The following is an 11577-nucleotide window of genomic DNA, read 5'->3' on the forward strand; positions in this document are numbered from 1 at the left end:
GCTTGTTCTAGGATACGCATAAATATTTTTTCAAATACGTCTGTATCTTTAAATCTTCTAACATAGTTCTTTCCAAATGTAGTAAAGTGGGGTATCTTATCATGTAGACCATATCCTAGAAACCAGCGATAGGCTACATTAGTTTCTATTTCAGTTATAGTTTGCCTCATTGATTTTATCCCAAAGATATATTGGATGAAAACAATTTTAAATAAAACTACAGGGTCTATACTTGGTCTGCCGGTTTCAGTACTATACATGTCCTTTACTAAATCATAGATAAAGCTAAAATCTATGCAAGCATCAAGTTTTCTAACTAAATGATCTTTTGGGACCAATTGGTCAATAGATATGATTTCAACTTGATTTCTTTTATCAGATTTATTTATCGTTAGCATAACAACACCTCATTTAAAAATATGTTATATATTATATATTCTACAAAAAAGCAGAAAATCCTTTTTGCTTTCAAGGATTTTCTGCTTTTTTTATAAAAAAATTTATACTTTGTCTTCAGTCTGCACAATCTAATTATATTTGATTGTTCTTAGTTTAATATCTTATTTGATATAATTATATCATAGTTTTGATAGTAAATACTATTTAAAACCGATATTAAATTTCATTATTCGAATTATTTGAGTATAGTGGAAGCATTAGGGTATCAATAAAATAATTGAAATTAAATAGATTAGAATATGATTATTGAAATATATGGAAGGGGATAGAAAAATGGTAGAAAAGAGAAAGGACTTGGTAACTATGGGAGGAAACCCCGTAACCCTCATAGGCAGGGAAATCAAAATAGGAGATAAAGCACCAAATTTTACAGTACTCAAAAGTGATTTAGAAAAGTATTCATTGAAGGATGCAGGAGATAGTATTAAGATAATCAGTGTAGTACCATCACTGGATACAGGAGTATGTGAGTTACAGACTACCCGTTTTAACCAAGAAGCTGCTGAGATAGAGGACGTGGTTATATTAACTATTAGTGTAGATTTACCTTTTGCACAAAAAAGATTTTGTAGCGCTCATAATATAGATAGGGTTATTACATTATCTGATCACAGAGACCTTTCTTTCGGGATGAATTATGGATTCGTCATAGAGGAATTAAGGCTCTTAAGTAGAGGCATTGTGATTTTAGATAAGGATAATATAGTAAGATATGTTGAATACGTAAAAGAAGTAGGAGAACATCCTAATTACAATAGGGCAATAGAAGAAGTGAAAAAGCTTATATAAGGACCAATTCTTAGGAATTGGTTCTTCCCTTTTTTATTCCTAAATTAATACGGCAAAAAACTTTTTTATTGGCATCAGAACTGTTATAATATTGCTATATGTATATAATAGGAGAGGATTTCAAATGAAAGTAATGATTGTTGGGGCTGGCAAACTAGGATATAGGTTAGCAGAAGCTATGAATAATGAGGATATTGATGTTACTTTAGTTGATATAAATTTTAAAACCTTGGAAAGGATAAATGACCATTTAGATGTTTTGACTGTTACAGCAAATGGTATAGAGATTACCAAACTTAAGGAACTTAATATAAATACTTATGATTTACTAGTGGCATCAACTAATAGTGATGAGACCAATACTCTAATATGCACTTTAGCAAAAAAATTAAATTGTAAAAAAACTATAGCAAGAATTAGAGATCCTGAATTTATAGAACAGTTGGATTTTGTAAAAGTAGAAATGGGCATCGATCATATTATCAACCCAGATCTGACTACTGCAATTGAAATAGAAAGATATTTATCTAAAACATACAATTTTTACTCAGGAGACTTTGCCAAAGGGAAGGTTTCTATGGTAGATTTTCATCTAAGTAGTACTCATAACTATGTGGGAAAAAAGCTAAAGGAGATAGATGGCTTAGAAGGACTCCTTATTACTGCTATATCTAGGGAAGGTGACTTAATTATTCCTGATGGTTCTACTGAATTAGTGGCAGAAGACGTTATCCATGTTATAGGGAAAAGCAAGAATATTAACAAATTAGGTGAGAGACTTGGAATTAGCATGAATAAAAAGGAGTCAAAAAAAGTAATAATTTTAGGTGGAGGTAATATAGGTTATTACTTAGCTAAAAGGTTAGAAAAAACAGGTATCAATGCTACAATAATAGAGAAGAGTAAGGAACGTTGCCAATATTTAGCTGAGAAACTTAGTCATACATTAATAATCCATGGAGATGGAACCGATATTGACCTTTTAGAAGAGGAAGATCTATCCTCTTATGATACTTTTGTAGGCGCTACGGGTTTCGATGAGCAAAACCTATTAATGGCATTGGTTGCAAAACAACTAGGAGTAGGCAAGACTATTGCTAAAATAAGTAGACCTAATTATGTCCATATAGTAGATAAATTGGATGTGGATATAGCTTTAAATCCAGTCAATATTACCGTTAGTAATGTGTTGAAATTCATAAGAGGGGGAAAAGTAGTATCCGTTTCATTACTCCTTGGAGGAGAAGGGGAAGTTACTGAGATCATTGCTAGTAAGGATATGTCTATAGTAGGTAAACCGCTATACCAATTAGGATTACCAAAGGGTATTATTATAGGGGCTATTGTCCATAAAGGAGAAGTGATAATACCAAATGGAAATAGCATAATCCATGAAAAGGATAGAATAATTGTCTTCTCTCTAACATCCCATATGCCAGCTTTTAATAAGATGATAAGACCAAATAAGGGAGGTATCTTAAATGGTCTATGGATCGGTAATTAGAATATTAGGTAATTTACTATTAGTAGAAGCAGCATTGATGATACCTTCTCTATTGGTGTCCATATACTATGATGGATCAGATAAAATGGCTTTTATAATCAGCATTATTATAACTAGTCTAGTAGGTTTAATAATGAGTAAAAGTTTTAAATTTAGCAAAGGCATTAAGGCAAGGGAAGGACTCACTATAGTTGCCTTTGGATGGATTCTAGCTTCATTTTTTGGTTCTTTACCCTTTATATTTTCCGGTAGTATTCCATCATGGGTAGATGCTTTTTTTGAAACCGTATCTGGGTTTACTACTACAGGGGCAACAATTATTGATAATGTTGAGGTAGTACCAAAAGGAATATTATTTTGGAGATCCTTTACCCATTGGATTGGTGGTATGGGAATATTAGTATTTACTGTTGCTATTCTACCTACCTTAGGGGTAGGAGGTTTTCAGATTTTTAAAGTTGAATCCCCTGGGCCTCAACCTGATAGGATTGCACCAAGAATTAAAGACACAGCAAAAATACTATATATGACTTACTTTGTTATCACTATCTTACAGATAGTCTTGTTATTAGTAGGCAAGATGCCTTTTTTTGATACAATAGTTCATACTTTTGGAACTGTAGGTACAGGTGGCTTTTCTATTAATAATGCTAGTGTAGGAGCCTATAACAGTACCTATATACATTTGGTAATAGGTACCTTCATGATATTATCTGGAGTCAATTTTTCCCTATATTATTCCCTTTTTAAAGGGAGATGGAAGGAAGTAATAAAAAATGAAGAGTTGAGGCTATATCTGGGTATAATATCCATGGCTGTTTTGTTAATTGCATTAAATATCAACACAACAATATACCATAGGTTTTGGTTAGCTTTAAGGGATGCTTTTTTTCAAGTGGGTTCTATTATAACTACAACAGGCTATGCTACGGTGGATTTTGATAAATGGCCTACCTTTAGTAAAACAATCCTATTTTCCCTTATGTTTGTTGGTGGATGTGCAGGTTCAACAGGTGGGGGAATGAAGAATATAAGAATTCTAGTTTTATTAAAATTGGTAAAAAGGGAAATATCTAAGATTTTCCATCCTAGAGCTGTCATACCTATTAAAATTGGAGATAGAGTTCTTCCTAACGAAGTAGTGGCAGGTATTACTAGTTTTTTTACATTATATATTATGATATTTATATTAGGAACTATTTTTATATCCTTAGAGGGAATAGATTTTGAAAGTTCTGCTGGAGCAGTAGCAGCAACATTAGGAAATATTGGACCAGGATTGGGCTTAGTAGGACCGGCAAGAACTTTTAGCCAATTTAGTCATGTTTCTAAACTATTGTTATCCTTATTTATGTTGTTGGGAAGATTAGAGTTATTTACTATCATAGCTTTATTTGCTCCTAGTGTATGGAAAAATGAGATTTTACCTAAAAATAGATGATTATGAAAGAATATATGGAGGGATAAAATGAAATTAGTTTCTTGGAATGTGAACGGGCTTAGGGCTTGTGTTAGAAAAGGTTTCTTAAATTATTTTGAAGAAGTGGATGCAGATATATTCTGTGTTCAAGAAACTAAATTACAAGAAGGTCAGATTGATTTAAACTTACCAGGATACCATCAATATTGGAATTATGCTGAGAAAAAGGGATACTCAGGTACGGCTGTATTTACTAAGGACAAGCCTTTAGATGTAAAGTATGGTCTAGGAATAGAAGAACATGATAAGGAAGGAAGAGTTATAACTTTAGAGTTTGAAGACTTCTATCTAGTAAATGTATATACTCCTAATTCCCAAAGGGAGTTAACAAGGCTTGATTATAGGATGACTTGGGAAGATGAGTTTAGAAATTATTTAAAAGAATTAGACTCTATTAAACCTGTAATACTATGTGGAGATTTAAATGTAGCCCATAAGGAAATAGATTTAAAAAACCCATCTACCAACAGGAGGAACGCTGGTTTCACCGATGAAGAACGGGGAAAGATGACAGAGCTATTAGGAACAGGATTTATAGATACATTTAGATATTTCTATCCGGATAAAGAAGATGCCTACACTTGGTGGTCCTATATGAGAAAGGCTAGAGATAGGAATGTAGGCTGGAGAATTGACTATTTTATAGTATCAGAAAGGTTTAAAGATAGACTAAAGGATGCCCAAATCCATTCAGAAATAATGGGCAGTGATCATTGTCCGGTAATGCTGGAGATAGAATAAGGAACGACCTTTGTCGTTCCTTTAGACTAACAAATTTTATAGGGAATCTCATAAGTATCAATATTTTAAAAAGTGAGCTGAAAAATATTCGACTCACATTCTTATTATCTCCACATAAAAAGATACCCCTTCTTCTTCATTTTCAGCCCAGATTTTACCTCCATTTAAAGTTACAATCCTATGAACGATAGCCAATCCAAGACCAAACTCCCCTTTGTATCCTTTGTTGAATTTGGTAAATAGAGAATCTAAGGTTTCTGGCTCAATATTTGGTCCATCATTCCAAAATCTGAGTAACACCTTATTTTCCTCTTTTCCATTTAAGGATATAAGTATAGAGTTTTTTGCATACCTAATCTGATTATCCAATAGATTTTCTACAACTACTCGCCACTGTTCCATATCTCCGTCAATATTTATTGGAGATAATTCTAATTGCCAATCTATATCTGTTCTACTCCAAGATAACCTTTCTATGACATCCTTTATCAATCCATCTAAAGAAAAATTTTGGTAAGGAATATCATGGGTATTTAGATAATCTAGTTTTGTTATATAGAGTAGATTCCTTATACGTTTTTCAAGTCTTTCTGCTTCTTCGTCTATTACCTTTACAGAACAATCCAAATCTCCCTTTGGATAGATTCCATCCCTAATGGCCTGGGAAAAGCTGCGAATAACCATAACTGGGGTCTTTAACTCATGGGATATATGTTGCAAGAAGGATTGTTGCATTTCTTCTTGGTAGATTAATTGATTTCTAAGTTGCTCTATAGATTCCCCTAATTTTCCTATTTCGTCTTGTCTATCTAACTCTACAGGTTCTTCCCATTGATTATTTGCAAGTTTTTCTACCCGCTTTTCTAAACTTACAAGAGGACTAGATAAATATCTGGCCAATAATATGGCAGGAATCCAGCTAAATATGAAAACTAGAAACATGATAAAGGCTAATTTTCTAAATAGGGTTTGGACCAAATCTTCCCTATAGGAATCCCACATATAGGATACTAAATAGGCATCTTGATTTAAAGCTTTACCTTTAGTAATAACATAGAATATTTTCTCCGTTCCTACTTTTCCACTATATCTTTCACTATTGTTTCTTTGATTTAATGCCTGGTTTTTTACTTCATTTAAGAAGTTCATGGAAAAAGAAGAAGAAAAAATTATTGGACTGTCTTCATATATAATGAAATGGTTGACGGTACGAATATTTTCTAAAGTTTGTCTTGATTTTTCTGGTCCTTGGGATTCTAATAAATCCCTTATGGAACGAAGATCGTATTGATTGAACATCAAAGTCTGAGCCGATTCTATGGTTGCATATATTTCATTGGTGAAAAAATCCCTTAAGGTTAATGGTAATATTACAGATAATATCAAGGATATACCCAAAGTAATAGTTGCAAAAACTACCCAAATTTGAATAGATAATGGCCAATTTTTCATTCTATTTATCATTTTCTATCATCCTATATCCATATCCATAGATGGTTTCAATCCTTAATTCGGGCATCTTCTTCCTAAGCCTTCTTACTAAATCATCAACCACTCGATCTGTGCCAAAATAATCAGATCCCCAAATGGCTTCTAAAATTTGCTCTCTAGAAAGGGCTATACCCTGATTCTTAGCAAGATAGAGTAGTAAATCGAATTCTTTAGAGGTTAAATCTATTAAATTGTCTTCCAGTTTAATCCTCCTAGATTTTTCTTCTATTGTATAAGGAGGAATATTTATAACCTGATACTGGATGCCATATATTCGTTCCAACAGATTTTTAGTTCTAATGACCAATTCTCTAGGAAGGAAAGGCTTAGCCAAATAATCATCACTACCTAATTCTAAACCTAAAACCCTATCGATATCTGCATCTCTAGCAGAAATAAATATTACGGGAATATTTGGAGTGGTTAACTTTATTTCCTTTATAAGTTGATATCCGTCTATATCTGGAAGCATAATATCTAGTATCCATAGATCTGGTGGGTTATTAATGGATTTTTGAGCATCCTTTCCTGTTAGAAAAGAAGATACTTGCCAACCTTCTTTTTCTAAATAAGTAGTTAATATTAAATTTAAATTTTTATCATCTTCTACCAAATAAATTTTAAAGCTCATATATATCTTCTCCTTAAAGAATTCTTTAAGCTTATTATATCAGAAAAAATAATTTTTAATGGATTATAATTTTTACTAATATAATATATTATCGAAAACATATGGTATTCATATGAAAGAATTATGGGAAATTGTGAAAAAGTGAAAGGATAATTTTACAACAAAAACATAATCTATCTATATTTTTTTCACATTCATATATTATTCTATAGATAAACATCGAAGAAGAAGGAGGTTTTAAAATGGATGATGAAAAAAGGGACTTGGATCAAATGATAGAGATAATAGAAGGTATAGATACAGTAGTTGAGGATAGTGAAGAAGATAATGCTGAAGAAAATAATTATGCTGAAGATGTAAAAAAAGAAGGTATATATAAAGATAAAAAGAGGAAAAAAAGGAATAGGATACTATCTTATATAGCTATTGCATTAATATCCTCCCTTATTGGTGGATTAGTATCTCCTTATATAGCTATAAAATATTTATATGCCGATAAATTACCAGCCATAGAAGAAACTAGTAATGATAATGTGGTTTATAATATTGATGATAATAGTGTTACTGCAGTTTCTGTAGCGGCTAAAAAGGCTATGAGTAGTGTAGTAGGGATTACTACGAAAGAAGTTCAAAATTATGGGTTTATATCCCAAGAAGTAGATGGGGTAGGTTCTGGAGTAATAGTAGATAAGAATGGCTATATACTTACCAATTCCCATGTAGTTGGTGATGGGAATGCTAAAGAGATAACTGTATTACTGGAAAATGGAGATAAAATCCCAGGGAAAGTATTATGGAATGATAGTTCTATAGATTTAGCTATAGTAAAGGTAGAAGCAAAGAATTTACCAGTGGCTACACTAGGAGATTCAGAAAAATTAGAAGTAGGTGAAATTGCTATTGCTATAGGAAATCCATTAGGACTGGAATTTCAAAGGACTGTAACTTCAGGAATAATATCTGGACTCCATAGATCTATCCAAGTAGATAGATATAATCTTATTGAAGATTTAATCCAAACAGATGCTTCTATCAATGAAGGAAATAGTGGAGGCCCTCTATTAAATAGTAAAGGGGAAGTAATAGGAATAAACACAGCTAAGATAAAAACAGCAGAAGGATTAGGATTTGCAATACCTATAAATATGGTAAAACCCATAATAGAACAGGTAGTAAAAGAAGGTACCTATAAAACTGTATTCCTTGGGATAACAGGGATTGAAGTGGAACTATACGAAAGGCAACTGGGAGTAGAATTAAAGGCAGACAATGGAGTCATTGTAATTGAAGTAGTTCCAAATTCTCCTGCTAGCAAAGGTGATTTAAGAAATGGAGATATAATAACCAAAATTGATGACCAAGAAATCCAAAATATGAATCAGCTAAAAAAATCCCTCTATAAATATAAAAAAGGAGATAAGGCCAAATTAAGTATTATAAGAAATGGTAAAGAAGAACAAATGGAAATAGAATTTAGTGTTTTGAAATAGCTTGGGACAGCAGGGACGGTTCATCATCATACCGTCCCATTTTTGAATATAATCATATAGAACCGATACCCTTTAGTATGTTAGTGTATAATTTTTGTAGGCATTAGATATATAACTGAAAAAGGGAAGACCTTTTAAGTGGCCTTCCCAATGCATAGTCAATCCGTTATAATGTAGTTAAGGACAACACATTAAGGAGGAAAGACTGTGCATATATTAAGTGTAAACCATAATGAACTTGATTTCAAGACTATTGAAGAAGAAATATATAAAACTGTTTGTAAGGTAGCCTGTGGAATTATGAAAGATATATTAGAAAAAATTGATTTGATGTTACTAGCCAAGAGGGATACTGAAAAATATCGAAATAAAGGATTCAGGAGAACCTGTATACACACAATTATGGGTGAAGTAGAGTATGAAAGAAGAATCTATCAAACCGAAGATAATGATGGGAAGAGTATGCATGTATACCTACTAGACCAATATTTAAAAAAAGAAACCATAGGCCATGTATCTAGTAATCTAGCTGAAAAGATAGTAGAAAATGTATTAGAACAATCCTATAGAAAATCAGCAAAANAATATTATTTATAATATCAATGGTTTTTCGGAACAAACCTTCAATTTCTCTTGTTAGGCCAATTCCAAAGATAGAGTCTATAGCTAATTCACTAATATTTAAGGAGTGCTTTAGTTTTTTCAGATCTTCATCTTTGGTTATATGGATGAAATCTATGCCTAAATTATTAAGTATATTTAGATTAATATTAAAATCCTTGGTCCTCTTATCTAAATTTCCAATTATAAACAAATCGACTGCTTTATTTGCTAAAACTAAATGGCGGGCAATGGCCAGTCCATCTCCACCATTATTTCCAACTCCACAAACAAGGGTAAAGGAATCTATTTTCTCTAAATCTATATTTTTTAATACTTTCAATGCTGCATTTTCCATAAGTACAATACTAGGAATGCCAATACTATTAATGGCATAACTATCCATGGCCTTCATTTCACTACAACTAATTGTAAACATCAATCTCGCCTCCTATATTCTATTATATATGATTATTGGGATTTATTAAAAGTAGTTTTTAATGTTAAATTAGAAGGCCTCGGTTAGTGTATAATTTTTGTAGGCATTAGATATATAACTGAAAAAGGGAAGACCTTTTAAGTGGCCTTCCCAATGCATAGTCAATCCGTTATAATGTAGTTAAGGACAACACATTAAGGAGGAAAGACTGTGCATATATTAAGTGTAAACCATAATGAACTTGATTTCAAGACTATTGAAGAAGAAATATATAAAACTGTTTGTAAGGTAGCCTGTGGAATTATGAAAGATATATTAGAAAAAATTGATTTGATGTTACTAGCCAAGAGGGATACTGAAAAATATCGAAATAAAGGATTCAGGAGAACCTGTATACACACAATTATGGGTGAAGTAGAGTATGAAAGAAGAATCTATCAAACCGAAGATAATGATGGGAAGAGTATGCATGTATACCTACTAGACCAATATTTAAAAAAAGAAACCATAGGCCATGTATCTAGTAATCTAGCTGAAAAGATAGTAGAAAATGTATTAGAACAATCCTATAGAAAATCAGCAAAAAATATAGAAAGCATGTGTCATAGTAGCCTATCACATACCGCTGTATGGAATGTAGTACAAGAACTAGGTGAAAGGCTAGAAGAACGGGAAACAAGGCTTATTGATCAGTACAATAAGGGAAATGTAAATGGTAAACGAGAAGTAGATGTCTTGTTCCAGGAAGCAGATGGCGTTTGGATTAACATGCAAGGCCTAGATAGGCCAAAGAGTGGAAAGAGTAAGAAAAAAGAAATGAAAATGGCAAAATTTTATGAAGGTTGGGAAAAAAGAGGTAATCAAAAGAATGCTTATCTAACGCACAATAGAACTATCATAGCAAGTTTTGATAATGCTAGAGATTTTAAGAAATTATCCGATGCAACAATAGCTGAAAATTACAATGTAGATGAAATTAAATATAGAATAATAAATGGGGATGGAGATCCTTGGATAAAGAGAGGTATAGGTGAAGAAGGAGTCCATTATCAATTAGATCCATTTCATCGTGCTAGAGCTGTAGTTAGAGCAGTACCAAAGAAAGCACAGGTAAAAAAACTAAATAACATGTTTGATAAAGGAAAAATAGATGAAGCAATGGAGTATCTTAAGGAGCTTATGATCGAGTATGTAGAAGATGAAAAGGTGAGAGAAAGATTACACAAATTATATAACTATCTAGCTAATAATTATAATGGATTGATACCGTATAGATTAAGAAACATATCATTACCCAAACCCCCAGAAGGAGTTGTGTATAGAAATATGGGAACTATGGAATCCAGTGTATGTGATGTAATAAAACTAAGGATGAAGGGTAGAAAAATGAGTTGGACAAAAAGTGGGGCAAACTCCCTAGGAAAGCTATTAGCTTTAAGAGCAAGTGGTAATCTTTATGAGACATTGGATTCATTATTTGATGATACGATCACCGATGATAAATTAGAAGAGGTAGTAGAACAGGTTGTGCAGCTATCAGCTGCAGAGGTCAATAAGAAACCTAAGGATAGTGGTATATATCCTATAAAGAAGGCTCCTATGCCTTTTGAAGGGCAACCAATGACATTTGGTAGGAAAGCCATTAGGGATCTAACAAAAAACCGTGTTGAACTTATTTTAAGATAAGATAGGTTATCTTCCGAAGGGGTAGTATGCCTAATTTTAGCTATAATATCGCTAAAAAGAAAAGAAAACATGAAAAAGAAAAGAAAAACTATAAATATAAAATCATGACCCCAAAGATAGACTTCGTTGTCAAGTCCGTAACGAAGTGGAGTGCATTTTAGGCTTGACAACTCTGGAAAATGATAAAATTAAAAGTATTTTTCTTGATTATATTGTAACGGTTGATTTCATGAGAAGGAAAGATGCCCACGAATACTTGACACACAC

General features: G+C 32.3%; 11 protein-coding genes. 7 read left to right on the forward strand and 4 right to left on the reverse strand.

Translation table 11 applies throughout. The features are described from left to right. Positions 1-398, reverse strand: a 398-nt coding sequence (locus CUL_RS17510) for a transposase (RefSeq protein WP_035143267.1), incomplete at its 3' end; no start/stop codon positions are given. A 334-nt stretch (positions 399-732) separates the two neighbouring features. On the opposite strand from CUL_RS17510, the gene tpx reads away from it, so the two are divergent. The 4 genes from tpx (at position 733) to CUL_RS0114025 (ending at position 4973) form a co-directional block, all read left to right on the forward strand. Next, a complete protein-coding gene (gene tpx / locus CUL_RS0114010; RefSeq protein ID WP_005585609.1) occupies positions 733-1248 on the forward strand; it encodes a thiol peroxidase in 516 nt (171 codons plus the stop codon). Between the two features lie 124 nt (positions 1249-1372). Further along, the gene (gene trkA / locus CUL_RS0114015) at positions 1373-2752 is read left to right on the forward strand and encodes a Trk system potassium transporter TrkA (RefSeq protein WP_025642296.1); all 1380 of its coding nucleotides are present in this window, start codon (positions 1373-1375) and stop codon (positions 2750-2752) included. Then, a complete protein-coding gene (locus tag CUL_RS0114020) occupies positions 2730-4193 on the forward strand; it encodes a TrkH family potassium uptake protein (RefSeq protein ID WP_025642298.1) in 1464 nt (487 codons plus the stop codon). The genes trkA and CUL_RS0114020 overlap by 23 nt, the downstream gene beginning before the upstream one ends. Positions 4194-4220: 27 nt before the next feature. Continuing rightward, positions 4221-4973 (forward strand): exodeoxyribonuclease III, encoded by a 753-nt coding sequence (locus CUL_RS0114025; protein ID WP_005585611.1) that lies wholly within the window; start codon positions 4221-4223, stop codon positions 4971-4973. A 93-nt stretch (positions 4974-5066) separates the two neighbouring features. Here the strand turns inward: CUL_RS0114025 and CUL_RS0114030 are convergent, their stop codons facing one another. Together CUL_RS0114030 and CUL_RS0114035 are read right to left on the reverse strand one after the other, a co-directional pair. After that, positions 5067-6437, reverse strand: coding sequence for a sensor histidine kinase (locus tag CUL_RS0114030; RefSeq protein ID WP_005585612.1), 1371 nt, complete (start codon positions 6435-6437; stop codon positions 5067-5069). After that, a complete protein-coding gene (locus CUL_RS0114035; protein WP_025642302.1) occupies positions 6427-7095 on the reverse strand; it encodes a response regulator transcription factor in 669 nt (222 codons plus the stop codon). Before CUL_RS0114035 ends, CUL_RS0114030 begins: the two co-directional genes overlap by 11 nt. A gap of 242 nt (positions 7096-7337) precedes the next feature. On the opposite strand from CUL_RS0114035, the gene htrA reads away from it, so the two are divergent. Together htrA and CUL_RS0114045 are read left to right on the forward strand one after the other, a co-directional pair. Further along, on the forward strand, positions 7338-8585 hold the full coding sequence (gene htrA / locus CUL_RS0114040; RefSeq protein WP_025642304.1) for a serine protease HtrA: 1248 nt from the start codon (positions 7338-7340) through the stop codon (positions 8583-8585). A 207-nt stretch (positions 8586-8792) separates the two neighbouring features. Then, entirely contained in the window at positions 8793-9182 is a 390-nt protein-coding gene (locus CUL_RS0114045; RefSeq protein ID WP_025642312.1) for a UPF0236 family transposase-like protein, read from the forward strand. On the opposite strand, the gene CUL_RS0114050 is transcribed toward CUL_RS0114045, so the two are convergent. Further along, positions 9103-9624, reverse strand: coding sequence for an NAD(P)H-hydrate epimerase (locus tag CUL_RS0114050; RefSeq protein ID WP_025642314.1), 522 nt, complete (start codon positions 9622-9624; stop codon positions 9103-9105). The two genes, CUL_RS0114045 and CUL_RS0114050, sit on opposite strands and share 80 nt — an antisense overlap. 210 nt (positions 9625-9834) lie before the next feature. On the opposite strand from CUL_RS0114050, the gene CUL_RS0114055 reads away from it, so the two are divergent. Then, on the forward strand, positions 9835-11310 hold the full coding sequence (locus tag CUL_RS0114055; protein WP_025642316.1) for an ISLre2 family transposase: 1476 nt from the start codon (positions 9835-9837) through the stop codon (positions 11308-11310). The last annotated feature ends 267 nt before the right edge of the window (positions 11311-11577 follow it).

Origin of the sequence: [Clostridium] ultunense DSM 10521 (assembly GCF_000511955.1) — a bacterium.
Taxonomy (GTDB): Bacteria; Bacillota; Clostridia; order Tissierellales; family Tepidimicrobiaceae; genus Schnuerera; species Schnuerera ultunensis.